This is a genomic window from Pseudomonas sp. NPDC089530, from assembly GCF_050280705.1.
In the GTDB taxonomy this organism is placed as follows: domain Bacteria; phylum Pseudomonadota; class Gammaproteobacteria; order Pseudomonadales; family Pseudomonadaceae; genus Aquipseudomonas.
The window spans coordinates 19,645-44,258 of the sequence record NZ_JBNNVU010000034.1 but is presented as its reverse complement, the minus strand read 5'-3'; the positions used below and the strand labels follow the sequence as shown (position 1 = coordinate 44,258).

Annotated in this window: 22 protein-coding genes; 10 read left to right on the top strand and 12 right to left on the bottom strand. The window is 64.2% G+C overall.

Going from position 1 to position 24,614, the window contains the following annotated elements; all coding sequences use genetic code 11:
• Positions 1-16 precede the first annotated feature (16 nt).
• The 7 genes from ACQKQA_RS15110 to ACQKQA_RS15080 form a co-directional block, all read right to left on the bottom strand.
• Positions 17-1,339 (bottom strand): aspartate aminotransferase family protein, encoded by a 1,323-nt coding sequence (locus tag ACQKQA_RS15110; protein ID WP_427558812.1) that lies wholly within the window; start codon positions 1,337-1,339, stop codon positions 17-19.
• Between the two features lie 27 nt (positions 1,340-1,366).
• A complete protein-coding gene (locus tag ACQKQA_RS15105) occupies positions 1,367-1,510 on the bottom strand; it encodes a hypothetical protein (protein ID WP_427558809.1) in 144 nt (47 codons plus the stop codon).
• A 34-nt stretch (positions 1,511-1,544) separates the two neighbouring features.
• Positions 1,545-3,386 carry a carbamoyltransferase family protein gene (locus tag ACQKQA_RS15100; protein WP_427558806.1) on the bottom strand — a complete coding sequence of 614 codons (1,842 nt, stop codon included), beginning with the start codon at positions 3,384-3,386 and terminating at the stop codon, positions 1,545-1,547.
• A 65-nt stretch (positions 3,387-3,451) separates the two neighbouring features.
• On the bottom strand, positions 3,452-4,078 hold the full coding sequence (locus tag ACQKQA_RS15095) for a LysE family translocator (protein ID WP_427558803.1): 627 nt from the start codon (positions 4,076-4,078) through the stop codon (positions 3,452-3,454).
• A gap of 14 nt (positions 4,079-4,092) precedes the next feature.
• Positions 4,093-5,136 carry an inosamine-phosphate amidinotransferase 1 gene (locus ACQKQA_RS15090; RefSeq protein WP_427558801.1) on the bottom strand — a complete coding sequence of 348 codons (1,044 nt, stop codon included), beginning with the start codon at positions 5,134-5,136 and terminating at the stop codon, positions 4,093-4,095.
• Positions 5,137-5,152: 16 nt separating this feature from the next.
• Positions 5,153-7,327, bottom strand: a complete 2,175-nt coding sequence (locus ACQKQA_RS15085; protein ID WP_427558798.1) for an iron-containing redox enzyme family protein — start codon at positions 7,325-7,327, stop codon at positions 5,153-5,155.
• Between the two features lie 185 nt (positions 7,328-7,512).
• The gene (locus ACQKQA_RS15080) at positions 7,513-8,514 is read right to left on the bottom strand and encodes an SGNH/GDSL hydrolase family protein (protein WP_427558796.1); all 1,002 of its coding nucleotides are present in this window, start codon (positions 8,512-8,514) and stop codon (positions 7,513-7,515) included.
• 276 nt (positions 8,515-8,790) lie between these two features.
• Between ACQKQA_RS15080 and ACQKQA_RS15075 the strand changes: the two genes are divergently transcribed.
• A complete protein-coding gene (locus ACQKQA_RS15075; RefSeq protein ID WP_427558792.1) occupies positions 8,791-10,206 on the top strand; it encodes a PLP-dependent aminotransferase family protein in 1,416 nt (471 codons plus the stop codon).
• 35 nt (positions 10,207-10,241) lie between these two features.
• Here ACQKQA_RS15075 and ACQKQA_RS15070 read toward each other — a convergent pair whose 3' ends face one another.
• Positions 10,242-11,168, bottom strand: a complete 927-nt coding sequence (locus ACQKQA_RS15070; protein WP_427558789.1) for a DUF808 domain-containing protein — start codon at positions 11,166-11,168, stop codon at positions 10,242-10,244.
• A 138-nt stretch (positions 11,169-11,306) separates the two neighbouring features.
• On the opposite strand from ACQKQA_RS15070, the gene ACQKQA_RS15065 reads away from it, so the two are divergent.
• Positions 11,307-11,912 (top strand): TetR/AcrR family transcriptional regulator, encoded by a 606-nt coding sequence (locus ACQKQA_RS15065; RefSeq protein WP_427558786.1) that lies wholly within the window; start codon positions 11,307-11,309, stop codon positions 11,910-11,912.
• An 85-nt stretch (positions 11,913-11,997) separates the two neighbouring features.
• Here the strand turns inward: ACQKQA_RS15065 and ACQKQA_RS15060 are convergent, their stop codons facing one another.
• Positions 11,998-13,068 carry an alpha/beta hydrolase-fold protein gene (locus ACQKQA_RS15060; RefSeq protein WP_427558783.1) on the bottom strand — a complete coding sequence of 357 codons (1,071 nt, stop codon included), beginning with the start codon at positions 13,066-13,068 and terminating at the stop codon, positions 11,998-12,000.
• A gap of 98 nt (positions 13,069-13,166) precedes the next feature.
• The gene (locus ACQKQA_RS15055) at positions 13,167-13,607 is read right to left on the bottom strand and encodes a GlcG/HbpS family heme-binding protein (protein WP_427558780.1); all 441 of its coding nucleotides are present in this window, start codon (positions 13,605-13,607) and stop codon (positions 13,167-13,169) included.
• Positions 13,608-13,871: 264 nt separating this feature from the next.
• Here ACQKQA_RS15055 and gcl point away from each other — a divergent pair, with 264 nt between their 5' ends.
• The 8 genes from gcl to ACQKQA_RS15015 all read left to right on the top strand — a co-directional run bounded on the left by gcl (position 13,872) and on the right by ACQKQA_RS15015 (position 23,360).
• Positions 13,872-15,647, top strand: a complete 1,776-nt coding sequence (gene gcl, locus ACQKQA_RS15050) for a glyoxylate carboligase (RefSeq protein ID WP_427558777.1) — start codon at positions 13,872-13,874, stop codon at positions 15,645-15,647.
• Between the two features lie 116 nt (positions 15,648-15,763).
• The gene (hyi, locus tag ACQKQA_RS15045) at positions 15,764-16,546 is read left to right on the top strand and encodes a hydroxypyruvate isomerase (RefSeq protein ID WP_427558774.1); all 783 of its coding nucleotides are present in this window, start codon (positions 15,764-15,766) and stop codon (positions 16,544-16,546) included.
• A 139-nt stretch (positions 16,547-16,685) separates the two neighbouring features.
• Positions 16,686-17,576 (top strand): 2-hydroxy-3-oxopropionate reductase, encoded by an 891-nt coding sequence (locus ACQKQA_RS15040; RefSeq protein ID WP_427558771.1) that lies wholly within the window; start codon positions 16,686-16,688, stop codon positions 17,574-17,576.
• Between the two features lie 133 nt (positions 17,577-17,709).
• Positions 17,710-18,990 (top strand): glycerate kinase type-2 family protein, encoded by a 1,281-nt coding sequence (locus tag ACQKQA_RS15035; protein ID WP_427558768.1) that lies wholly within the window; start codon positions 17,710-17,712, stop codon positions 18,988-18,990.
• Positions 18,980-20,395: a pyruvate kinase gene (gene pyk / locus ACQKQA_RS15030; RefSeq protein ID WP_427558766.1), complete on the top strand. Its 1,416-nt coding sequence runs from the start codon at positions 18,980-18,982 to the stop codon at positions 20,393-20,395. Before ACQKQA_RS15035 ends, pyk begins: the two co-directional genes overlap by 11 nt.
• A gap of 45 nt (positions 20,396-20,440) precedes the next feature.
• Complete coding sequence (locus tag ACQKQA_RS15025) at positions 20,441-21,373, top strand: urea transporter (protein WP_427558764.1); 933 nt, start codon at positions 20,441-20,443, stop codon at positions 21,371-21,373.
• 33 nt (positions 21,374-21,406) lie between these two features.
• Positions 21,407-22,252, top strand: coding sequence for an ion transporter (locus ACQKQA_RS15020; RefSeq protein ID WP_427558848.1), 846 nt, complete (start codon positions 21,407-21,409; stop codon positions 22,250-22,252).
• Between the two features lie 109 nt (positions 22,253-22,361).
• Positions 22,362-23,360, top strand: coding sequence for a sulfate ABC transporter substrate-binding protein (locus tag ACQKQA_RS15015; RefSeq protein ID WP_427558761.1), 999 nt, complete (start codon positions 22,362-22,364; stop codon positions 23,358-23,360).
• 50 nt (positions 23,361-23,410) lie between these two features.
• Here the strand turns inward: ACQKQA_RS15015 and ACQKQA_RS15010 are convergent, their stop codons facing one another.
• Entirely contained in the window at positions 23,411-23,860 is a 450-nt protein-coding gene (locus tag ACQKQA_RS15010) for a RidA family protein (RefSeq protein WP_427558758.1), read from the bottom strand.
• A gap of 106 nt (positions 23,861-23,966) precedes the next feature.
• A complete protein-coding gene (locus ACQKQA_RS15005; protein WP_427558755.1) occupies positions 23,967-24,596 on the bottom strand; it encodes a DUF5666 domain-containing protein in 630 nt (209 codons plus the stop codon).
• Between the last annotated feature and the right edge of the window lie 18 nt (positions 24,597-24,614).

Below are 24,614 nucleotides of genomic sequence, written 5' to 3'. Positions count from 1 at the left end.
GATCCCGCCCTCCCCGCTACTCGCGCTGGCAAGCCTCGACCACCGATGTGAAGCGTTCGACCATCTCGGCGATTTCCGTCTCGCTGGCAATGAAAGGCGGCGCGAACAGCACGTGATTCCCCTGGACCCCATCGGCGGTCCCCGTGCCCGGATAGATCAGCAGCCCCTGGGCCAGCGCCTGCTCCTTGAGCCGCGCGGCGTAATGGCCGCCGCCCTGGTAAGGCTCGCGGGTCGCCCGGTCCTGGACGAACTCCACGCCGATGAACAGGCCGCGCCCGCGCACATCGCCGACGTGCTCGAAGCGCGCCAGGCACTCGCGCAGGCCATGGCGCATTTGTTCGCCTCGCAGGCGCACAGCCTGCAGCAGGTGTTCCTCCTGGATGATCCGCTGGACCTCCAGCGCAATGGCGCAGGCCAAGGGGTGGTTGACGTGGGTCTGGCCGTTGCCCAGCACCCCGGAGTTGCCCGCCATGGCCTCATGCACCTGTTTGCTGACCAGCAACGCCGAGATCGGCTGGTAGCCGGCGGCCAGACCTTTGCCGACCGCGACCAGGTCCGGCACGATGCCGTCGTCCTCATAGGAAAACAGCCGGCCGGTACGGCCCATGCCGGCCATGACCTCGTCGAGAATCAGCAGCACGTCGTGGCGCTCGCACACCGCCTTGATCTTGCGGAAGTAGCCCGGCACCGGCGGCACCGCGCCGTTGGTGGAACCGACCACGGTCTCGGCGAAAAACGCCGCAACCTTGTTGCTGCCCAGCGCCCGGATCTTTTCGTCCAGCTCCAGCGCCAGGCGATCCCCGTACTGCTCGTCGCTTTCATCGGCACCCTGATGGCGATAGGCATAACAGGGCGAAACGAACTCGGCGGGCCCCAGCAAGGGCTCGAACACCCCGCGCCGCTGGAGGTTGCCGGAAATCGCCAGGGTTCCCAGGGTGCTACCGTGGTAACTCTGGCGCCGCGAGATGAAGAGCGATTTGCCCGGCAGCCCGCGCTCGCACTGATACTGGTAGGCGATTTTCATCGCCAGCTCCATGACCTCGGAGCCGCCGGACAGGAACTGCGCCTTGGCCAAGCCGCCGGAAGCGCCCACCAGCAGGTCCGCCAATTCCTCGGCGGCCTGTGTGGTGAAGCTGCCGGCGTGGGCCCAACTGAGTTTTTTCGCCTGCTGCGCGATAGCCGCAGCGATCCGTGGATGTCCATGTCCCAGGCTGGAAACGGCTACCCCGCCACAGGTGTCGAGATAGCGCTTGCCCGAAGCATCCTCAAGCCAGACCCCGTTGCCATTGACGGCGAGAATCGGTGAGGCATTCAAGTTCTTGTAGATGACCGTTGACATGGATCCGAGCCCTTGCAGTTATGCGGCCTAACGGGTGTTCTCCGGGTGGTCCCACGCCGTCGAGCCTTGATGGAAACGCTGGCTGAAGCGCGACGAGTTGAAAATCCGGCGCACCCAACCGATAGGTACCAACACCACAGCGAACATCAACAACGAAAGCAACCTGAGCATGGCCATATCTCCTGAATAAAAAGTGAGTGAGGGATCAGTCCAGCGGGATCTCGTTACGCCAATCGACCTCTTCGACGAACTCCGGCTGGGTCTTGCGCTCGAGAATGAAGCTCCCCAGCACCAGCACATCCATCTCGGTGCGCATGAAGCAGGCGTAGGCTTCTTCCGGCTTGCACACGATCGGTTCGCCACGCACGTTGAACGAGGTGTTGACCAGCACCGAGCAGCCGGTGCGTTTCTTGAAACTGCGCAACAGATGGGTGAACGGCGCGTTGTTTTCCTCGGTCACCGTCTGTACCCGCGCCGACAGGTCGACGTGGGTGATCGCCGGCAACTGCGAGCGGATCGAATTGATGCTGCCCAGGCCACGCTCGGGGCCGCCGGGCTTGCGCGATTCCTCGGTCTTGATCGAGTCGGTGACCTGGGAAACCATCAGCATGTACGGGCTCTTCTCGCAGATGTCGAAGTAGGACTGGGCGTCCTCGTCCAACACTGCCGGGGCAAAAGGCCGGAAGGATTCGCGGTACTTGATCTTCAGGTTCATGGTGCGCTGCATCTCGGGGTTGCGCGGATCGCCGAGGATCGAGCGCGCGCCCAGGGCCCGCGGACCGAACTCCATGCGCCCCTGGAACCAGCCGACCACGGCACCGTCGGCCAGATGGCGCGCGGTTTCGTCATACAGGTCGGTGTTCTCGAAGCGCCGGTACGGGTACTGGTTGGCATCGAGGAACGCCTGGATCTCCTCGTCACCGAAACCCGGCCCCAGCAGGCTGCCGCTCATGGCATCGAGCTTCTTGCTGCCCAGGTGCGGACGCCCGGTGCGCTTGACCGAATAGTCCATGGCCGCCCCCAGGGCGCAACCGGCGTCGCCGGCCGCGGGCTGGATCCAGATCGAGTCGAAACGTCCGGAGCGACTGAGCACGCCGTTGGCCACGCAGTTGAGCGCCACGCCACCGGCCAGGCACAGGTTGCGATAACCGGTCTGGCGCACGGCCGCGGTGGCCAGCCCCAGCACCACTTCCTCGGTCACCAGTTGCACCGACGCCGCCAGGTCGCATTCGCGCTGGGTGATCGGGCTTTCCGGCTTGCGCACCGGGCCGCCGAACAGTTCCTCGAAGGCTTCGCCGACCATGCGCTCGCCGCGCAGGTATTCGAAGTACTTCATGTTCAGGGTGAACGAGCCGTCGGCGCGGATGTTGATCAGTTCCTTGCGGATCTTGTCGGCATAGATCGGCCGGCCATAGGGCGCCAGGCCCATGAGCTTGTATTCGCCGGAGTCGACCTTGAAGCCGCAGTAATAGGTGAAGGCCGAGTAGAACAGGCCGACCGAGTGCGGGTAGGAAATCGAGTTCATCAGGTCGAGCTTGGAACCGTCGCCCTTCCAGATCGTGGTCGAATGCCATTCGCCGATGCCGTCGATGCACAGCACCGCCGCCTGCTCGAACGGCGACGGGAAAAACGCCGCCGCGGCATGGGAGCGGTGGTGCTGCGAAGCGACGGTGAGCGGCCCGGTGCCCCGCCCCAGTTCCTCGAGTTTCTCGTCGATGAACTTGAGCACATTGAGCTTCCAGCGGATCCATTCCGGCATGGTGCTGATAAAGGTGCGCGCGCCGCTGATGCCGCCACTGGCGAAGGACGAAATCATCCGCGAGAACTTTTCCTGCGGGTCTTCGTAATAGACCACGGCGGTCAGATCATTGAGGCCGATGCCCTCGGCGTCCAGGCAGTACTTGATGGCATTGGCCGGAAACGCCGCGTCGTGCCGCACCCGTGTGAAACGCTCTTCCTGGGCCGCAGCCACTGGCACCCCGTCCTTCACCAGCGCGGCCGCGCTGTCGTGATAGAACGCCGAAATCCCTAATACGTAAGTAGCCATTTAAACGCTCATCCTCATAGCTTCATGCCAATCCATGGAAGTTCCCTGTGTCTGTGCACAGTCAATCATCCGTGCAACCAACTTGAGACCGGCAGGCTTTTCAATGCCGGAATCAACGACACCACCAACAACACACTCATTGAAATATTGAACAGCCGCAGCCGGTTCGGCTCGCTGAGAAAGCGCCGCAAATAGCGCCCGAACAGTACCCAGACCATCGAGCAGGGCGAGCCGAAGAGAAAGAAGATCAGGGCGATCAGCAGGATCTGCGCACTGTAGGAACCCACCGGCGTGGTGTAGGCCAGGACCGCGCCCACCGCCATGATCCAGGCCTTGGGGTTGACCCACTGGAACAGCGCCGCGCCGGTAAAGCCCAGCGGCCGCCCACCCTGGTCATCGAGATCGACCGTGGGCGCCGTGGCGATCCGGTAGGCCAGGTACAGCATGTACAGGGCACCGATGACCTGCAGGATGTCGTGCAGGCTGGGATAGCGATGGAATACCGCGCCGGCGCCGAGCCCCACCGCGATCAGCATCAGCGGGAAGCCGATGTTGATTCCCGCGACGTGGCGCAAGGTACGACTGATGCCGAAGTTGACCCCCGAAGACATCAGCATCACGTTGTTCGGTCCCGGCGTCACGCAGGTGGAAATCGCGAACAGGATGATGGCGTAGTAGTCCAGATTCTGCATGCCCCAGGCTCCGCTCAACGATAGTCTTCGAGGGTGCCGCGGCGACGGATGTCGACCGACACGCAATGGAAGCCGCCACTGAGGCTGCGGGCGTGGCGCATCTTCAGCGGCGCCACGTCGACCCTGTGTTTTTCCAGGGCGCGGATCAGCGGCAGCTGCTGGTCGTTGATCACCGCCAGCCCCGGGTTGACCATGATGAAGTTCATGCCCTGCCAGATCGACGCCCGCGGGTAGGACCAGCAATAGCCGGTGTCGACCATGTCCGGCGCCCAGATGATGTCCCAGTTCTTGAACAGCGCCGGCACCTGGTCCTTGCGGATCCGCTCCGGGCACAGCACCACCAGCCCGGGCCGGACCACGGTGATGGTGGTGTCCAGATGGGTGCCGTCGTACACACCGCTCACCGGGTGCACCCGGTAACGCTCGCCCAGCACCCGCTGCAACCACTGGCAACCCAGCTCGTTGCCGCTGCGCGACACCAGATAGAGGATGTCCTCGCCGACACGGATCACGTTGGCGGCATCGAAGATCGGCTCCTCGTTGGCGATGATCGAACCCTCGCTGGGGTTGATCCGGTAGGTGCTGTCCAGCAATTGCGGCTTGGGCGCGGAAATCCAGTTGGCGCCGCTGGCGAAGTAGTCGGCCAGGTGACGGCGATAGGCGAACGGCTCCAGGTAGCGGCTGCGCAGGGCCATCGGCGCTTCGATGATGGTCTGGCCGATGGGCAGCAGCACGTCCCGCGGGCAGTAGTTGTATTCGCCGTCGGTTTTCCAGGCGGCGGTGCCGAACACCGCGCGATGGTCGCTGACGTCCGGGCGCCGCACGGTGACCCCGTGGGAACGCAGGAAGGCGGCAAAGGCATCCAGGTCCTCGCTGGCCTCTTCGATGACCTGCTCCGGGTAAGGGCCGGACGGGATGTCTTCGATGTAGTCATGCTGCTCGCTGTAGTCCAGGGCGAACAGCCCGCGGTCCGCGCGCGGCACCTGGGCGCCCTGGGCGACGCCGACGATCATTTCTTCCAGCGGATCCCACTCGTTGTGCACATTGACCAGAGACATTGACGCTCCTTGAAGTTCAGGCCGTTACGCCAACCGCTGCGGCCGGGACAATAGCTTCGTGATGGAACAGTGCCTGGTCCTCGCCCTGCGCCTGGCGCTTGGGCAAGACCGTGCCCGCGGAGCCGATGCCCAGGCGTCGCAGCCAGGAAGTCATGCGGTCCGGCATGGGCGCCAGGGATTCGTAACCGACGCGGACCCGCTGCCAGTGCGCTTCCAGCTCCGCCGGTTTAGCGGCGGCGATCTGGCGCATGTAGGCGTCGATGGCATCCACCGCCCAGGCCGAATGCCCGGTGGTGACGTTGTCGATGGTGTTGTGCAGGTCGACGAAGGCGGTGCTGAACCCGTAGTGCCGCAGGAACCGTCGGGCCGAACGGTAGCTGCCGCCAACGCCCGAGAGTTCCATCGCCAGGTTCATGCCGAGGATCTCCGGCATGAAGGTGACCGGCATCTTGCCCAGGCACAGCCAGTAGACCGGCAGGCGGAACGACGCTTCGTCCAGCCGCGTGTCTTCGGCGAATTCGCGGGCACCGGTAGGCGCCAGCTCCAGGCCCATCTGGCGCAGGCCGTCGCGGTAGATCTTCGGATGGTTGAGGGCGTAGGAGCCATTGCCCAGCTCATCCCAGTAAGTCTGGAACAGTGCGTAGCCGACATGGGAGGACGCCAGGGTCAGGTCGGTGAAACCCTGCAGCCAGGCGCCGTCGATCAGGGTCAGCGGCGCCAGTTGCAGGGTGGAGTCGACGATCTCCTCCCGCGACGGCATGGCGGCCGGGTCGCTTTCTTCGAACTCCTGGCCGTGGCGGTCGTGTTTGTCCAGCAACCACTCACGCAACACGCCCACATTCCAGGACTCGGGCAAGGTGCGCTCGGAGTTGCGCAATGAGCGCCGCGACTGCTCGAGCCAGCGCTTCACATAAGCCTCGGCGAAAGCCTGGGTGCTTGGCCCCAGCGCCCTGCCCTGCAGGACGAAGTAGGCATCGCGCAGGTTCTTCGGCCACTGGCCCTGCTCCTGCATGTCCTGGCCCAGCGCCTGGGGCACCAAGCCGGCAGGCTGGATCGATGCAGGAGCGGCGGCCGCTTCCACGTGTTGAATCGGCCCGGACAGGCCATCGATCCATTTGCGGATGACGCTCAGGTCGGCCTCGCTGAAAATCCGGAACATGCGTCCGTTGGGCGCCACCAGCGTGTTGACCAGCAAGCTCTTAGCAGCATTGCCAGGCACGATCAGGCGGCTGCGGGAGAGCATTTCCAGCAGCGGCACAGGGTCGACCTGAGCTTCGCGCAGCCACTGCGCCAGGCTGCGGCCTTCCATCTTGTAATCCTGGTGGTAGACCGCGCCGGCCCGGGCCATGCGCTGGATCATCTTGCCCATCAGGCGCTCGGGCGACACCGCGGCCCGGCAGTGCACCAGCAACCGCTCGTTGAAGGTCTTCAGGGCGGCGAATGCCCATTGGGCGCCCGCCTCCAGTTGCAGGCGGCGAAGGCTGCCCAGGCCCGCGACCTGCTCGCAGACCCACTGGGAGATCTCCAGCGCCGAGCCGCTCGCGGTTTCATCCAGTTGGTTCAGGTCGAGCCGGCGGGTTTCCAGCTGCTGTACGTCCAGCACCGCCCACCAGGGGCTCAGCCCGAGGACGCGCCAGGCATAGTCGATCCCGCACAGGGTGTCGCCGAAGGCATCGCTGCGGCGGCTGACCGCCTGCAGCAAGGCCGGCAATTCGAAGAGTTCGTCGGGCAGGTCGGGGAGCGTGGACAGCTCGAACGGCGGCACCGCATAGGCCGTCAGCCCTGCCTGCACCAATAGTGCCTTGAAGTGATCCGCGCGCGAGGCCAGGGGCCGCCCGACGCCCACGTCGTGGGCCAGCAACTCCATCAGCTTGAGTTGCGCGCTGTCCTCGAAGACCCCGGGAGCGCTCATGCCTTGCAGCCAGCAGCCCAGGACCGAGGCCAGGGGCGCCGAGTGCACCAGCAGCGCCTCGGCGAATTCCCGTTGGTTGCCCAGTTCCGCGGCCTGGCTGGCCAGCTCGCGATAGACCTGGGTCTGTTCGTCGCGCCAGTGCTCGATCTGTACCCGTAACCCGGGCAGGCCGCCCACACCGGACTCGCCCGGCGCGGCCAGGCCCATCAGGCGCCGGACACTGACATCCCCCAGGAAACTCTCGGGGTTGCTGACTGATCGATAAAACTGGCGCCACATACTGTTTACTTCCCTTCCAGGTTGGAGACCGAGGCAATCCATTGCCGGCCCTCAGTCATCGGCAGGCAATGACCGAGGGCGTCGAGATCAGAACATCGGGTAGATCGAAGAGTCCGGCTTCTTCTTTTTCTTCTTGCCGAAGAGGCGTTGGAACAAGTTCTTGATGTAACTCATGGCAGACTCCTTTAAAGAACGTCGAGGATGATTTTCGAGACGAAATCGTTCCCCTGGTCGGTGAAGTGAATACGGTCGACGAACAGCCACTGTTCAGGCCGCAGGGCCTCGGACAGCAGCGGTGTAATGTTCACGAAACGCACGCCCATCTTCTGCGCGCCCTCACGCAGGCGGGCGGCATAGGCCTCGCAGACACTGGGTTGCAGGATGTCGCCATAGACCTCGCTGAAACTGCCGGCGCGATCCAGCTCGGCGAACAGCTGTTCTTCCTCGTCGCAACCCTTCTCCCGGACCCAGCCGGCCAGCGGCTGCAGGATGAAGGTCAGCTTGGCGCCCATGTCGGCCGCCAGCGCGCGCCAGGTATCCAGGTGACGCAGGGTCAGGTCGGCGGCGTATTCGATCTGCTCTTCCATGCTCGGCGGCGGCTCGGGCGTCGGCTCTTCTTCCTTGCCGAGCAGCGCACGGAACATGCCGCGCTTGGGTGCCTGGGACTCCGGACGCATGGCGTCGAAGAACTGGTTGCAGTTGAAGAACGCGCCATGTTCGCCACGGCTGCTCTGCGGCTGGCGGGCCAGCCCCAGGTTGTTGAACCCGGAAAACAGCACGATCTCATCGACCTTGGGCAGCAGATGACGGTAAAGGGTGAAGAGGGTCAGTTCCTGGGTCGAGTTGAAGCTGCGACCGCCGAAGTTGATCCAGGGGCGGCTGTCGGGGTCGTTCTCGGCCAGTCGCGACGGCAGCGTCCAGGCATCCGAGCTGGCGCCGATGCCAAATACCGTCGAGCTGCCGGCCAGCACCCGCACGCTCTTGGCGTGGCGGCTGTTGACCACCGAATACTGTATGCCCAGCAACTCCGAATAGCGGAAGCCCGAAGCATCTGTATTGACCACCTCCGAACTGTGGTCGGTCGGGTGGAAATACATCAAGTAAGGAAGCCAGCGAACTTCACCGCCGTCGGTGAACTTCTGTTCGTACTCAGCCATCTGCGGAGTCAGTTTGATCCTTGCCGTCATTACCCTGCTCTTCCTTGAGAAATCATCGTCTTAAAGTAGCTTGAGGGGGAGAAGCCCGTTGCATGCTGCCTGGGAGATTCTGAATTGCGCCGCAGCTGTATTAAAGAACAACCAGTACAGCGCAGTGCGGGCCATCTTCCCAAAGGCATTGACTGTCTTATAGGTACACGCCGGATGATTTTTCTCAGTACAGATCGCTTTTTTGCCCTGAAAAAATTTCAAAAAAAGTGAAATCTGTAACTTTTTATACGACAGATGAGTCGCTACAGTCCCCGCATGACTCGATACCTGAATCTCGCCGAATACATCAGCAGCCGCATTGAGCAAGGCTTGTATGGACCAGGGGAACGTTTACCCTCGGTTCGGGCCTTGAGCCTCGAACACGGCGTCAGCCTCACCACCGTGCAGCAGGCCTACCGGGTTCTGGAGAGCTCGGGACTGGCTATCCCCAAACCCAAGTCGGGCTATTTCGTCCCCGCCGGTCGACGCTTGCCGGAACTACCGAAGATGGGACGGCCATCGTTGCGGCCCGTGGATATTTCGCAGTGGGACCTGGTGCAGGACCTGATGCGCCAGGAACAGACCGCCAACGCGATCCAGCTGGGTTGCGGCATGCCCGACACTACGGCACCGACCCTCAAGCCGCTGTTGACCGCCCTGGCGCGGATCAGCCGGCGCAGCGACAACCCGAGCCTGCAATACAACCACCTGCAAGGGGTGCTGACCCTGCGCGAGCAGATCGCCCGCCTGGGCGTCGATTCCGGCTGTCGCCTGACACCGGCGGAAATCGTCGTCACCAGCGGTTGCCAGGAAGCCCTGTCCATCGCCATCCGGGCCCTGTGCGAACCCGGCGATATCGTGGCCATCGCGTCCCCCTGCTTCCACGGCATCATCCAGCTGCTCAAGGCCGCCGGCCTCAAGGCCCTGGAGATTCCCACCGACCCGGTCACCGGCATCAGCCTGGAAGCCATGGAAATGGCCCTGGAGCAGTGGCCGGTCAAGGCCATCCAGCTCACGCCCAACTGCAACAACCCGCTGGGCTACATCATGCCGGACGATCGCAAGCGCGCGATGATCCGCCTGGCCCAGCGCTATGACGTGCCGATCATCGAAGACGATATCTATGGCGACCTGGCGTTCCGCTATCCGCGGCCACGGACCCTGAAATCCTTCGATGAAGACGGGCGCGTGCTGCTGTGCAGTTCGTTCTCCAAGACCCTGGCGCCGGGCCTGCGAATCGGCTGGATCGCCCCGGGGCGCTACCTGCCGCAAGTGCTGCACATGAAATACGTCGGCTCCGGCACCACCGCGACCCAGCCGCAACTGGCGGTCGCCGAATTCATTGCCAAAGGGCATTACATGCCGCACCTGCGGCGGATGCGCAAGCAGTACCAGCGCCATCGCGACCTGATGACCGAGTGGGTCAGCCGCTACCTGCCGGAAGGCACCCGGGTCAGCAAACCCCAGGGCGGGTTCACCTTGTGGGTGGAGCTGCCGGACGAGTTCGACACCTACACCCTGAACCGGCTGCTGGAAGCCGAGGACATCCAGATCGCCAACGGCAATATCTTTTCCGCGGCCGGCAAGTACCGCAATTGCCTGCGGCTGAACTTCGCCGGCGTCCCCAACCGCAAGATCGAACAGGCGATCAACAAGATCGGCCTGGCGGTGGCGCAACTGCTTCCAGCCTGACCCTCGCCCCCATAGTGGCGAGGGTCAGATCCCGATCAGGCCTTGACCGAACGCCACAGCTTGCCAGCCAGCGACACCACGACCAGTACCACGGCGCCAGCGACGATGCCGGCCACGGCATTGAGCAGCGTCGGCATGAGCAGCGACACCCCGCCAATCGCCTCGGCCGTCCGTGCCGTGATCGTCTCGATCCCGTGATGCAGCGCTGGCACGCCATGGGTCAGGATGCCGCCGCCGACCATGAACATGGCGGCGGTGCCGATCACCGAGAGGCTTTTCATCATGTAGGGCGCCGCGCGCAGGATGGCGCCGCCGATGCTCTTCGCCATCTGCCCCGGTTTCTGCGTCAGCCACAGGCCCAGGTCGTCGAGCTTGACGATGCCACCGACCAGGCCATAGACGCCGATGGTCATGACGATGGCGATCCCCGACAGCACCACCACCTGCTGCATCAACGGCGCATCGGCGACGGTGCCCAGGGTAATGGCGATGATCTCGGCCGAGAGGATGAAGTCGGTGCGAATCGCGCCCTTGATCTTGCTCTTCTCGAAGGCCACCAGGTCGGTCGCCGGGTCCGCCACGGCTTCGACCAGTTGCTGGTGCTCGGCCTGGTCTTCGGCCTTGCTGTGGAGAAATTTGTGGGCGAGCTTTTCAAAGCCCTCGAAACACAGGTAGGCCCCGCCAAGCATCAGCAGCGGCGTCACCAGCCAGGGGGCGAAGGCGCTGATGGCCAGCGCCGCGGGCACCAGGATCAGTTTGTTCAGGAACGAGCCCTTGGCCACTGCCCAGACCACCGGCAATTCGCGCTCGGCGCGCACCCCGGAAACCTGCTGGGCATTGAGCGCGAGGTCGTCCCCCAGCACCCCGGCGGTCTTCTTCGCCGCCATCTTGGTCATCAGCGCCACATCGTCGAGTACCGCGGCAATATCGTCGATCAGCACCAGCAAACTGCTTCCAGCCATGGATCATGGGTTCCTTGAGGTTATGAATGCGGCGCAGCATAACGTGCAACGAGGGCTTGCGGGAGGCATTCTTGAGCCTCGCGCAAAGCCGGTGCTACCATGCGCAACCGCCCGAACAGGTAAGGAATCACCTGGTTTATGAGCACCATCCGCGAGCGCAACAAAGAACTGATCCTGCGTGCAGCCAGTGAAGAGTTTGCCGACAAAGGCTTCGCTGCGACCAAAACCAGCGATATCGCGGCCAAGGCGGGACTGCCCAAACCCAACGTCTACTACTACTTCAAGTCCAAGGAAAACCTCTACCGCGAGGTCCTGGAAAGCATCATCGAGCCGATCCTCCAGGCCTCGACCCCGTTCAACGCCGATGGCGTGCCCAGCGAAGTGCTGAGCGGCTACATCCGTTCGAAGATCCGCATCTCCCGCGACCTGCCCTTCGCCTCCAAGGTGTTCGCCAGCGAAATCATGCACGGCGCGCCGCACCTGAGCCCGGACCAGGTGGAACAGCTCAACGCCCAGGCCAAGCACAACATCGATTGCATCCAGACCTGGATCGATCGCGGCCAGATCGCGCCCCTCGATCCCCATCACCTGATGTTCAGCATCTGGGCGGCGACCCAGACCTATGCCGACTTCGACTGGCAGATCTCGGTGGTGACCGGCAAGGCCAAACTGGACGAGTCCGATTACGAAGCCGCCGCCCAGACCATCATCCGCCTGGTGCTCAAGGGCTGTCAGGCAGACTGACAGACCGGCTCAAGATCAGAAAAAAGATCGCAGGCATTCGCCAAACGCATCCGCAGTGATTGGCCCAACCTGCGATCTTTTGATTTCAGGCTTCGCTACCCATCAACCAGCGCAGCGCCTGCGGAAACGATGTGCTCCAGTCATCGGGAAAGGAATGTCCACCCTCATGGGTGCGGGACTTGACCTCATTGCCGTTACTGAACAGCTTACGGAAATCAGCACTCATCTGCTGATTGCGCGGTCCTTCCAGCTTGCCGTTGATCACAAATACGCGCTTGCCGCGGGCCTTGCTGACAGTCGGTGTCGCTTGCTGGCCGCCGGGAGACAGCAGCAACGCTCCGGCGTAATCGTCCGGATGCTGCGCCAACAACGCGCCAGCATGTTGTGAACCCTGGGAGAAGCCCATCAGGTATACACGCTTGCGGTCGATGCATTGCTGCGCTGCCAACTCTTTAAGACCGTTCTGCACCACTTGATGGGTGCCTTCAAAACCCGGACCGATCCAGCGAAAGCTGTTGACCCTGTCGATCATCTCAGTGCCGTTGATGCCCAGAATGATTGCCCCGGTGTCCGCCAGCGGCTGATAGCTCTCATCGAGTTCACCGTTGATGCCATAACCGTGCAACCAGACCACCACTGGCCGACAGGCCGCTGGCGCAGGAATGCCGGAGGAAGGATTGAGTACGTATACAGCGCCAATCTTGCCTGGTGCGATTTTCTTGTATCGCTGCTGGGCGTTGGCCAGCACGGTTTTGAAAGTGGCGGTCTGGCGCAGATCGGCAAAGTCTTCGTCGCCTGCCAACAACGGGCCAAACCACATGCCGCGAGCATCAGCCTCCTGTAGAAAGCGTTCAGCCAGCGTGTCATCGCCACGACGAGCAAACAGCGCGGCGACCCGATAAGGCGCAAGCATCTGCTTGGGATCTTCACGATTGGCCGCCAAGTAAAGTGCAATGGCCTGCAAGGTATCGGTGGCTTCGAGCGTATCGGCCCTGGCCATCAACTCTTCGGCATCGCTGGCATTGATCAGCGCGGTGACCACCGGTTTGAGCGCCTGGAATGCAATGTCTTCGGCGTCCTGGCTTTCGCCAGCGTGGAGAAAAGCAGTACAGAGGGTCATGGCCGTAGCCAGAGTGATGCCAAGCAGCGTCTTCACACAGATCTTCCTTGATACAAAAACGAGAGGGCGGCAGTCTATCGACGCCACCCTGCTTCGTCACCACGGCTCCGGTCGCGGTGTGGACTTGTTTCAGATCACGCCGTCACCCCGGCATCCGCCCGCAAATCCAGCGCTTCCACTGCTTGGATCGCCACCTGCTCGTCGACGTCCGACAAATCGCCGCTGATGCCGATCGCACCGATCACCACCCCCTCCTGATCCCGAATCAATACCCCGCCCGGGGCCGGCACCACGCTGCCCTGCCCCAAACCGTTGAGCGCGGCGATGAACGCCGGCCGCTGCTGCGCGTCCAGCGCCAGCAGGCGCGAGCCCTTGCCCAGGGCAATCGCGCCCCAGGCCTTGCCGGTGGCGATCTGCGGCCGTAGCAGGCTGGCCCCGTCCTCGCGCTGCAGCGTCACCAGATGCCCGCCGGCATCGAGCACCGCGATGGTCAAGGGTGCCGCACTGATCTCGCGGCCGAAGGCGATGGCCCTGCTGGCCAGGTTGACTGCGACTTTCAAGGTTAAAGCGCTCATGGGTGCCGTCCTTATTTTGTTATGGGGAAAGCTTTTGGGTGTTCCGATAAGAAGACCTATACGACAAATAGAGCACAACAAAATATATTTTTGTATACAATAATTCTCGCAAACCCTGAATCCGACGAAAAACCCTTGATTTATCGGCATCGGACGAACGCATTCAAGCGCCAGAGAAAATGGATTGACCTGCGGCGCTCGCCGTGAATACACTCTGCGCAAAGCCACTTGTATACAATTACAAAACGTAAGAGGCACAAAACCATGAGCAAAATGAGAGCAATCGAAGCCGCCGTTCTGGTGATGCGCCGTGAAGGGGTCGATACCGCTTTCGGCATCCCCGGTGCCGCCATCAACCCGCTGTACTCCGCCCTGCAAAAGGTCGGCGGCATCGATCACGTCCTCGCTCGCCACGTTGAAGGCGCCTCGCACATGGCCGAGGGCTACACCCGCACCAAGGCCGGCAACATCGGCGTGTGCATCGGCACCTCCGGCCCCGCCGGCACCGACATGGTCACCGGCCTGTACAGCGCCTCGGCCGACTCGATCCCGATCCTCTGCATCACCGGCCAGGCCCCCCGCGCCCGCCTGCACAAGGAAGACTTCCAGGCCGTCGACATCACCAACATCGTCAAGCCGGTGACCAAGTGGGCCACCACCGTCCTGGAACCGGGCCAGGTGCCTTACGCCTTCCAGAAAGCCTTTTATGAAATGCGTTCCGGACGCCCCGGCCCGGTGCTGATCGACCTGCCGTTCGACGTGCAGATGGCCGAGATCGAATTCGATATCGACGCCTACCAGCCGCTGCCGCTTGCCAAGCCTTCGGCGACCCGGGTCCAGGTGGAAAAGGCCCTGGCCCTGCTGGACCAGGCCGAGCGCCCGTTGCTGGTGGCCGGCGGCGGCATCATCAATGCCGACGCCAGTGAGCTGCTGGTGGAGTTCGCCGAACTGACCGGTATCCCGGTCATCCCGACCCTGATGGGCTGGGGCAGCATCCCCGACGACCACCCACAGATGGTCGGCATGGTCGGCCTGCAGACCTCCCATCGCTACGGCAACGCCACCCTGCTCAAGTCGGACCTGGTGCTGGGCATCGGCAACCGCTGGGCCAACCGCCACACCGGTTCGGTGGACGTCTACACCGAGGGTCGCACCTTCATCCACGTGGACATCGAGCCGACCCAGATCGGCCGGGTGTTCACCCCGGACCTGGGCATCGTCTCCGACGCCGGCGCGGCGCTGACCGTGTTCATCGAGGTCGCTCGCGAATGGCAGGCCGCCGGCAAGCTGAAGAACCGCAGCGCCTGGCTGCAGGATTGCCGGCAGCGCAAGTCGAGCCTGCAACGCAAGACCCACTTCGACAACGTGCCGGTCAAGCCGCAGCGGGTGTACGAAGAGATGAACCAGGTGTTCGGCAAGGACACCTGCTATGTCAGCACCATCGGCCTGTCGCAGATTGCCGGCGCGCAGTTCCTGCATGTGTACAAGCCGCGGCACTGGATCAACTGCGGCCAGGCCGGTCCGCTGGGCTGGACCATTCCGGCGGCGCTGGGGGTGGTCAAGGCCGATCCCTCGCGCTCGGTCGTGGCGCTGTCCGGCGACTATGACTTCCAGTTCATGATCGAAGAGCTGGCGGTGGGCGCGCAGTTCAACCTGCCGTACATCCACGTGGTGGTGAACAACTCCTACCTGGGCCTGATCCGCCAGGCGCAACGCGGTTTCGACATGGACTACTGCGTGCAGCTGTCCTTCGACAACCTCAACGCACCGGAACTCAACGGCTACGGCGTGGACCACGTGGCGGTCGCCGAAGGCCTGGGTTGCAAGGCCCTGCGGGTGTTCGAACCTTCGGCCATCCAGCCGGCCCTGCGCCAGGCCCAGGAAATGCTCAAGCAGTTCAAGGTGCCGGTGGTGGTCGAGATCATCCTGGAGCGAGTCACCAACATCTCCATGGGCACCGAGATCAACGCGGTCAACGAATTCGAAGACCTGGCGCTGGTCGGCAACGATGCCCCCACCGCGATTTCCCTGCTCGACTGACACCACTGTGTAACCGCTGCCCAAGGCTGCGCGAGATCTCTGGATCGGCGCAGGCCTTCGGCCTTGTCGCAGCCTGCGGCGGCGGCTACAGAGCACCATTCTCACAGGAGACCACCATGCCGCGTTTTGCCGCCAACCTGTCCATGCTGTTCACCGAACAGGACTTCCTCGCCCGCTTCAAGGCCGCCGCCGAGGCCGGTTTCAGTGGTGTCGAATACCTGTTCCCCTACGACTTCAGTTCCGCCGAAATCAAGGCGCAGCTCGACACCCATGGCCTGACCCAGGTGCTGTTCAACCTGCCTGCGGGCGATTGGGGGAAAGGCGAGCGCGGTATCGCCTGCCTGCCGGACCGGGTCGAAGAGTTCCGCGCCGGGGTCGACCTGGCCATTGCCTACGCCCAGGTGCTGGGCAATACCCAGATCAACTGCCTGGCCGGTATCCGCCCCCAGGGCGTCGACGATGCCACGGTGGAAAAGACCCTGGTCGCCAACCTCAAATACGCCGCCGAAAAACTCCAGGCCGCGGGCATCCGGTTGGTGATGGAAGCGATCAACACCCGCGACATCCCGGGCTTCTACCTGAACAACACGGCCCAGGCCCTGTCGATTCGCGAGCAGGTCGGAAGCAGAAACCTGTACCTGCAATACGACATCTACCACATGCAGATCATGGAGGGTGACCTGGCCCGGACCCTGGCCGGCCACCTGGACGCGATCAACCACGTGCAGCTGGCGGACAACCCGGGGCGCAACGAACCGGGAACCGGCGAGATCAACTACCGCTTCCTGTTCGAGCACCTGGACCGGATCGGCTACCAGGGCTGGGTCGGCTGCGAATACAAGCCGCTGACCACCACCGAAGCGGGCCTGGGCTGGCTCAAGAGCCACAACGCAATCTGATCGGCAACCGCGTCATCGTTCATCGCGGGCAAGTCGGATCGCCGACCGCTCGCTCTTACAGTAGGAGCGAGGCTTGCCCGCGAGACGGATGCCTTGGCACCCCGCAACCTTATAGAGCAATAAAAAAGAGGATTTTCTCATGGCTAAAATCGGATTCATCGGCACCGGCATCATGGGCCACCCAATGGCTAGCAACCTGCAGAAGGCCGGCCACAGCCTGTTCCTGTCCCAGCACCATGACGTCGCCCCGGCCGATCTGGTCGCCGCCGGCGCCATCGCCCTGGCCAGCCCCAAGGAAGTGGCCCAGGAAGCCGAGTTCATCATCGTCATGGTCCCGGATACCCCCCAGGTCGATGACGTGCTGTTTCGCGCCGACGGCGTGGCGGCAGGCGTCGGCCCGGGCAAGGTGGTGATCGACATGAGCTCGATCTCGCCCACCGCGACCAAGGCGTTCGCCGCGAAGATCAACGAGAAAGGCGCGCAGTACCTGGACGCCCCGGTGTCCGGCGGTGAAGTCGGCGCCAAGGCCGCGACCCTGAGCATCATGGTCGGCGGCGACAGCCAGGCGTTTGACCGCGCCCTGCCGCTGTTCCAGGCCATGGGCAAGAACATCACCCTGGTCGGCGGCAACGGCGACGGCCAGACCGCCAAGGTGGCGAACCAGATCATCGTCGCCCTGAACATCCAGGCGGTGGCCGAGGCCCTGCTGTTCGCCGCGAAGAACGGCGCCGATCCGGCCAAGGTGCGCGAAGCGCTGATGGGCGGCTTCGCGTCCTCGAAGATCCTCGAAGTGCACGGCGAACGCATGATCAAGGGCACCTTCGATCCAGGCTTCCGCATCAGCCTGCACCAGAAGGACCTGAACCTGGCCCTGCAAGGCGCCAAGGAGCTGTCGATCAACCTGCCGAACACCGCCAACGCCCAGCAAGTGTTCAGCACCTGCGCGGCCATCGGCGGCAGCAACTGGGACCACTCGGCGCTGATCAAGGGCCTGGAGCACATGGCCAATTTCTCGATCCGCGACCAGTAAGAAAACGCGAGGAAATCCCCTGTAGCCGCTGCCGCAGGCTGCGATCGCCTGCGAAGCGGGCGTGCTCTTCAGCAGCGGCTACAGGCTGAGTTACCGCAACACCCCCCAATAACAAGAATCCCGGGAGCCCGCCATGCCGGTCGATCCGCAACAATTGCTCCGTGAGCTGTTCGCCACAGCCATCGACGCCGCCCATCCGCAGCATGTCCTCGAAGCCCACTTGCCCAGCGACCGCAGCGGTCGGGTGATCGTCATCGGCGCCGGCAAGGCGGCCGCGGCCATGGCCCAGGTGGTCGAACGCTGCTGGCAGGGCGAAGTCAGCGGGCTGGTGGTCACCCGCTACGGCCATGGCGCCCCCTGCGAAAAAATCGAAGTGGTCGAAGCCGCGCATCCGGTGCCCGATGCCGCCGGCCTGGCGGTGGCCAAGCGTGTGCTGGAACTGGTCAGCGACCTCTCGGAACAGGACCGGGTGATCTTCCTCCTGTCCGGCGGCGGCTCCGCCCTGCTGGCCCTGCCCGCCGCGGGCATCACCCTGGCGGACAAGCAGCGGATCAACAAGGCCCTGCTCAAATCCGGCGCCACCATCGGCGAGATGAACTGCGTGCGCAAACATCTCTCGGCGATCAAGGGCGGCCGCCTGGCCAAGGCCTGCTGGCCGGCCACTGTCTACACCTACGCGATTTCCGATGTACCCGGCGACCTGGCCACGGTCATCGCCTCCGGCCCCACCGTGGCCGACCCCAGCACCTCGGCCGAAGCCCTGGCGATCCTCAAGCGCTATGCCATCGAGGTGCCGGCCGCGGTGCGCAGTTGGTTGCAGAGCCCGGAGTCGGAAACCGTCAAGCCCGGCGACCCGAGCCTGGCCCGCAGCCACTTCCAACTGATCGCCCGGCCGCAGCAATCGCTGGAGGCCGCCGCGGTGAAAGCCCGCCGCGCCGGCTTCAGCCCGCTGATCCTCGGCGACCTGGAAGGCGAGGCTCGCGAGGTGGCCAAGGTCCACGCCGGCATCGCCCGCCAGGTGGTGCTGCACGGTCAACCGCTGGCGGCACCCTGCGTGATCCTCTCCGGCGGCGAAACCACGGTCACCGTGCGCGGCAACGGCCGTGGCGGGCGCAATGCCGAGTTCCTCCTGAGCCTCACCGACAGCCTCAAGGGCCTGCCCGGGGTCTATGCCCTGGCCGGCGACACCGACGGCATCGACGGCTCCGAAGACAACGCCGGCGCCATCATGACCCCGGACAGCTACGCCCGCGCCGCCGCCCTGGGCCTGAGCGCCAGCGACGAGCTGGACGACAACAACGGCTATGGCTACTTCGCCGCCCTGGACGGGCTGATCGTCACCGAACCGACCCGCACCAATGTCAACGACTTCCGCGCCATCCTGATCCTCGAGAGCCCCAAACATGACGCCTGACAAAAAGGTCAAGATCCTCGCCACCCTCGGCCCGGCCATCGACGGCCTCGAAGACATCCGCGAACTGGTGCAGGCCGGGGTGAATATCTTTCGCCTCAACTTCAGCCACGGCGACCACGCCGATCACGCCCAGCGCTACCAGTGGATCCGCGAGCTGGAACAACAGCTGAACTACCCGCTGGGCATCCTGATGGACCTGCAGGGCCCGAAACTGCGGGTCGGCACCTTCGCCGAAGGCAAGGTGCAATTGCATCGCGGCCAGACCCTGCGCCTGGACCTGGACCGCACCCCGGGCGACCAGCGCCGGGTCAACCTGCCCCACCCGGAAATCATCGCGGCCCTGGAGCCGGGCATGGACCTGCTGCTGGATGACGGCAAGCTGCGCCTGCGGGTGACCGCCAAGCACGCCGACGCCATCGACACCACGGTGCTCAACGGCGGCGAGCTGTCGGACCGCAAGGGCGTGAACGTGCCCCAGGCGGTGCTCGACCTCAGCCCGCTGACCGCCAAGGACCGCCGCGACCTGGAGTTCGGCCTGGAGCTGGGGGTGGATTGGGTCGCCCTGTCATTCGTACAGCGCCCCGAGGACATCCGCGAAGCCCGCGCCCTGATCGGCAACCGGGCGTTCCTGATGGCCAAGATCGAGAAGCCTTCGGCGGTCGCCCAGTTGCGCGAGATCGCCGAGCTGAGCGACGCGATCATGGTGGCCCGGGGCGACCTGGGGGTGGAGGTGCCCGCCGAAAGCGTGCCGCAGATCCAGAAGGACATCATCGGCACCTGCCGCCAGCTGGGTAAGCCGGTGGTGGTGGCCACGCAGATGCTCGAATCCATGCGCTTCTCCCCCGCCCCGACCCGGGCCGAGGTCACGGACGTGGCCAACGCGGTGGCCGAAGGCGCCGACGCAGTGATGCTGTCGGCGGAAACCGCGTCCGGCGAATACCCCCTGGAAGCGGTGCAGATGATGAGCAAGATCATCCGCCAGGTGGAAAGCGGCCCGGACTACCAGGCCCAGCTCGACGTCAGCCGGCCCCAGGCCGAAGCCACCGTATCCGATGCCATCAGCTGCGCGATCCGGCGCATCAGCAGCATCCTGCCGGTGGCGGTGCTGGTGAACTACAGCGAGTCCGGCAGCTCCAGCCTGCGCGCGGCCCGGGAACGGCCGCGGGTGCCGATCCTCAACCTGACGCCGAACCTGTCCACGGCACGGCGCCTGACCGTGGCCTGGGGCGTGCACTCAGTGGTCAACGATCGCCTGCGCCAGGTCGACGAGGTCTGCTCCACCGCCCTGGAGATTGCCCAGGCCCAAGGCATGGCCCGACGGGGCGACACGCTGTTGATCACCGCGGGCGTGCCGTTCGGCCAGCCGGGGTCGACCAACTCGTTGCGCATCGAAACCCTGATCTGAGCCCGTAGCCGCTGCGCTCGGCAGCGGCTACAAGAACCGATTCTTATGCCTGCAGAACACTTCAACGGGCACTGCCCCGACTGGGCCAGCGCCCTGCTCAACGGCTTCAGCCAGATCTTCCTGCAACGCCACCCGCTGTGCGGCCTGCTGTGCATGCTGGCGATCCTGCTCAGTGCCCCGGCGCTGCTCGGCGGCGCGCTGCTGGGAGGCGTGGCCGGGCTGCTCACCGCGCAATGCCGGGGCTATGCCAAGGCCGACCGCCAGGCCGGCCTGTTCAGCTACAACGGGGTCCTGCTCGGCCTGCTGCTGAGCCTGCGGTTCGACTGGTCGGTGCTGCTGCCGCCGCTGATCATCGCCTGCGGTGGCCTCAGCGCGATCCTCACCCAGCAATGGCTCAGGCGCACCCGCGAGCGGCATGGCCTGCCGGCCTACACCGCGCCCTTCGTCGGCCTCGCCTGGCTGCTGCTGAGCCTGGCCGCGCCGCTGCCGAGCGGTGCCACGCCCGTGCCCGAACCCTGGGTCGAGCCCGATGCCGTGGCGTTGTTGCCCGCACTGTTCCAGGGGCTCGGCCAGGTGATGTTCCTCGAACATCCGCTGGCCGGGGTGCTGATCGCCCTGGGGCTGCTGCTGGCCGAACGGCGGGCGGCGGCCTGGGCCTTGATCGGCTCGGCGGCGGGCCTGGGTTTCGCCCTGCTGCAACAGGACAGCGCCGGCGCCCTGCAGGGCCTTGGCAGCTACAACAGCGCCCTGGTGGCCCTGGCGCTGAGCCAGGAACGCCGCCGCTCCTGGCTGGCGCTGCCGGGCATGTGCCTCGCGCTGCTGCTGACCCCGGGCTTCGCCGCCTTGGGCCTGCCCGCCCTCACCGCGCCCTTTATCCTCGCCTGCTGGCTGGTCCGTGCCGCGACGCGGGTGCTGCATCAGGCCGCCGTGGACAGCACGCCTTGCGCTACCGGGGCCAATCCCCCTAGGCTTCGCTGAATTTCGATTCAGGCAACAGGCATGAGCAACGGCATGGACAACAGCGTGGCCAGCAACAGGCATTGGCGTGAGCGTCTCTACGTCATGATTTTCCAGACCGACACCGTGGCCGGGCGGCGCTTCGACAGCATCCTGCTGTTGATCATCCTCGCCAGCCTGGTGATCGTGATCCTCGACAGCATCGACGAGGTGCACCAGAACTACGCCAATGTGCTGGCGTACATCGAATGGGGTTTCACCCTGATCTTCCTGGTCGAGTACGGCCTGCGCCTGTATTGCTCGCCCAAGCCGCTGCGCTACGCCTTCAGCTTCTACGGGCTGGTGGACCTGCTGGCCATCGTGCCGGGGATCCTCGCCCTGTATTACAGCGACGCCCAGTACCTGCTGATCATCCGGGTGATCCGCATGCTGCGCATCTTTCGCGTGCTCAAGCTCGGCCCCTACCTCAAGCAGGCCCACTACCTGCTCGACGCCTTGCAGGGCAGCAAGCAGAAGATCCTGGTGTTCCTGCTCAGCGTCTGCACCCTGGTGACGGTGTTCGGCACCCTGATGTATGTGGTCGAGGGCCCGGAGCACGGCTTCACCAGCATTCCCAAGGGCATCTACTGGGCTATCGTCACCCTGACCACCGTCGGCTACGGCGACATAGTGCCCAAGACCGTGCTCGGGCAGATCATTTCTTCGATGGTGATGATCACCGGTTACTCGATCATCGCCGTGCCCACCGGGATCTTCACCGCGGAGCTGGCCAACGCGCTGCGCGGCGAACAGCTCAAGCACGACTGCCCGGTGTGCAGCAAGAACCACCATGAGCACGGCGCCGCGTTCTGCTCGCGCTGCGGCAATGCGCTGTTCCCGAAGGTGGTGCGGGAAAACTGAATAAGCAAAGCATTTTTCAGTCTTTAAAGAGATATGCCGCCCCGACTATAGTCGGCGGCAAATTGCCTTCACTCTCGAATACTTCACTCTCGACAAAAAGGAATGTGCAGTGAAAAAACTTGTTAGCGCCTCTCTCCTGGCCGCCGGCCTGGCACTGGCTAGCGCCGCCCAGGCCGCCCCGACCCTGCTCAACGTTTCCTACGACGTGATGCGAGACTTCTACAAGGACTACAACAGCGCCTTCCAGAAACACTGGCAGGCCGAGCACAACGAGAACATCACCCTGCAGATGTCCTTCGGCGGCTCCAGCAAACAGGCACGCTCGGTGATCGACGGCCTGCCGGCGGATGTCATCACCATGAACATGGCCACCGACATCAACGCCCTGGCCGACAACGGCAAGCTGGTGCCGGACAACTGGGTGACCCGCCTGCCGGACAACAGCGCACCCTTCACCTCGGCCACGGTGTTCATCGTGCGCAAGGGCAACCCCAAGGCCCTGAAAGACTGGCCGGACCTGCTCAAGGACGGTGTACAAGTGATAGTGCCGAACCCCAAGACCTCGGGTAACGGCCGCTACACCTACCTGTCGGCCTGGGGTTATGTGCTGAAGAACGGCGGCGACGAGAACAAGGCAAAGGACTTCGTCGGCAAGCTGTTCAAGCAGGCGCCGGTCCTCGACACCGGCGGCCGCGCGGCGACCACCACCTTCATGACCAACCAGATCGGCGACGTGCTGGTGACCTTCGAGAACGAAGCGGAAATGATCGCCCGGGAATTCGGCCGCGATCAGTTCGAAGTCATCTACCCGAGCGTGTCCGCCGAAGCCGAGCCGCCGGTGTCGGTGGTGGACAAGGTGGTCGACAAGAAAGGCTCCCGCGCCGCGGCCGAGGAATACCTGAAGTACCTGTGGTCGCCCGAAGGCCAGGAAATCGCCGCCAACAACTACCTGCGTCCACGGGACCCGAAAGTGCTGGCCAAGTACACCGACCGCTTCCCGAAAGTCGACTTCCTGTCGGTGGAAAAAACCTTCGGCGACTGGCGCACCGTGCAGAAGACCCACTTCAACGACGGCGGGATCTTCGATCAGATCTACGGCGGGAAATAATCACCCGGCCATCAAAAAAGCGACCTTCGGGTCGCTTTTTTTATGCGGGTCTAAAGCCCGGCGGCAGCCTCGAACAACACCGCCTTCCCCGCCTGATGCAGCTCCGGCAGCATCGCCTCGGCCTCCACCTCGATCAGCCACTCGGGCAAGGACAGGCCACTGACGATGATCCACGAGGACGCCGGCGGCTGCTGGGGAAAATGCTGCAACAGCACCTGGCTGATCTGCTCCTGCTGCTCACGGGCCGCTTCGGCGATGTAGATCCGCAGCATCACCACATGGCTCAGGTCGCCGCCCGCCGCGGCCAGGACCCGGGCGATATTGTCGAAACTCTGCTCGGTCTGCTCCCGCAGCCCGGGGCCGACGCAGACCTCGCGCTCATCGACACCCACCTGGCCGGACAGCAGCAGGCGCCGCCCTCCGTGCACCTCGACGGCCTGGCTGAAACCGTACTGCAGGGAATTGAAGACACTGGGCGGATTGAAGACTGACTTGTGCATGGGGGACCTCCACAACAATGGACGACCGCCAACCCTAAACCAGCCCCCTGCCCCAGGCCACCGAAAGCAGCTCATTGAAACAACTGGCAACCTAATGGCCCGCCAGCTACATCGGCGGCGTCACCCCATCCTTGCCGGCGGAGATCGACTGCGCCGTGAGGGCGCCGTCCTCGCCCTGGGACACGAACATCACCACCTTGACCCCGACCTTGAGCAGGCTGCGGTCCCCCGGGGCCAGATTGACGATGGGCACGTCGTCCGGCACCAGGATCGTCTGCTGGCCGCCCTTGTAGTTGACGGTCAGGGTCCGGCCGTTGCTCACCACCAGGTCGCCGACGCTGCCATTGGTCATGCTGCTGCCCTTGACCAGGTCGAAGGGCCGATGACCCTCGCCGGTGCCGGCCATCTGCGGCGGGAACACATGCACCTCCAGCGCCTTGAGGCTGCCGTCGGCCTGGGGCACGGCGGCCGAACCTATGTAGCTGCCGGGCTTGATGTCCTCGATATTGGCCAGGGTCACGGCACGCACCTGGGTCTGCGGCGTGAGATTGACGGTGACGTTCTCGCCAGTGTTGACCTGCACCCGCACGGCGTCGCCGGCGATGCTGGTGATTTCCCCGCGCACGCCGATGCGCATGCCGGGCGCGTCCTCGCCCTGGGCCGCACCGGCCAGCAGCAACGCACCGAGGGCGATCGCTTGAACACCGCCGAGCAGGCGGCGAAAACGCTGATTCATGGGTCGGGCTTCCTGTGA

Coding starts and splice junctions, on each gene's coding strand:
- ACQKQA_RS15110 (WP_427558812.1), bottom strand. CDS start 1,339: ATGTCAACGGTCATCTACAAGAACTTGAATGCCTCACCGATTCTCGCC.
- ACQKQA_RS15105 (WP_427558809.1), bottom strand. CDS start 1,510: ATGCTCAGGTTGCTTTCGTTGTTGATGTTCGCTGTGGTGTTGGTACCT.
- ACQKQA_RS15100 (WP_427558806.1), bottom strand. CDS start 3,386: ATGGCTACTTACGTATTAGGGATTTCGGCGTTCTATCACGACAGCGCG.
- ACQKQA_RS15095 (WP_427558803.1), bottom strand. CDS start 4,078: ATGCAGAATCTGGACTACTACGCCATCATCCTGTTCGCGATTTCCACC.
- ACQKQA_RS15090 (WP_427558801.1), bottom strand. CDS start 5,136: ATGTCTCTGGTCAATGTGCACAACGAGTGGGATCCGCTGGAAGAAATG.
- ACQKQA_RS15085 (WP_427558798.1), bottom strand. CDS start 7,327: ATGTGGCGCCAGTTTTATCGATCAGTCAGCAACCCCGAGAGTTTCCTG.
- ACQKQA_RS15080 (WP_427558796.1), bottom strand. CDS start 8,514: ATGACGGCAAGGATCAAACTGACTCCGCAGATGGCTGAGTACGAACAG.
- ACQKQA_RS15075 (WP_427558792.1), top strand. CDS start 8,791: ATGACTCGATACCTGAATCTCGCCGAATACATCAGCAGCCGCATTGAG.
- ACQKQA_RS15070 (WP_427558789.1), bottom strand. CDS start 11,168: ATGGCTGGAAGCAGTTTGCTGGTGCTGATCGACGATATTGCCGCGGTA.
- ACQKQA_RS15065 (WP_427558786.1), top strand. CDS start 11,307: ATGAGCACCATCCGCGAGCGCAACAAAGAACTGATCCTGCGTGCAGCC.
- ACQKQA_RS15055 (WP_427558780.1), bottom strand. CDS start 13,607: ATGAGCGCTTTAACCTTGAAAGTCGCAGTCAACCTGGCCAGCAGGGCC.
- gcl (WP_427558777.1), top strand. CDS start 13,872: ATGAGCAAAATGAGAGCAATCGAAGCCGCCGTTCTGGTGATGCGCCGT.
- hyi (WP_427558774.1), top strand. CDS start 15,764: ATGCCGCGTTTTGCCGCCAACCTGTCCATGCTGTTCACCGAACAGGAC.
- ACQKQA_RS15040 (WP_427558771.1), top strand. CDS start 16,686: ATGGCTAAAATCGGATTCATCGGCACCGGCATCATGGGCCACCCAATG.
- ACQKQA_RS15035 (WP_427558768.1), top strand. CDS start 17,710: ATGCCGGTCGATCCGCAACAATTGCTCCGTGAGCTGTTCGCCACAGCC.
- pyk (WP_427558766.1), top strand. CDS start 18,980: ATGACGCCTGACAAAAAGGTCAAGATCCTCGCCACCCTCGGCCCGGCC.
- ACQKQA_RS15025 (WP_427558764.1), top strand. CDS start 20,441: ATGCCTGCAGAACACTTCAACGGGCACTGCCCCGACTGGGCCAGCGCC.
- ACQKQA_RS15020 (WP_427558848.1), top strand. CDS start 21,407: ATGGACAACAGCGTGGCCAGCAACAGGCATTGGCGTGAGCGTCTCTAC.
- ACQKQA_RS15010 (WP_427558758.1), bottom strand. CDS start 23,860: ATGCACAAGTCAGTCTTCAATCCGCCCAGTGTCTTCAATTCCCTGCAG.
- ACQKQA_RS15005 (WP_427558755.1), bottom strand. CDS start 24,596: ATGAATCAGCGTTTTCGCCGCCTGCTCGGCGGTGTTCAAGCGATCGCC.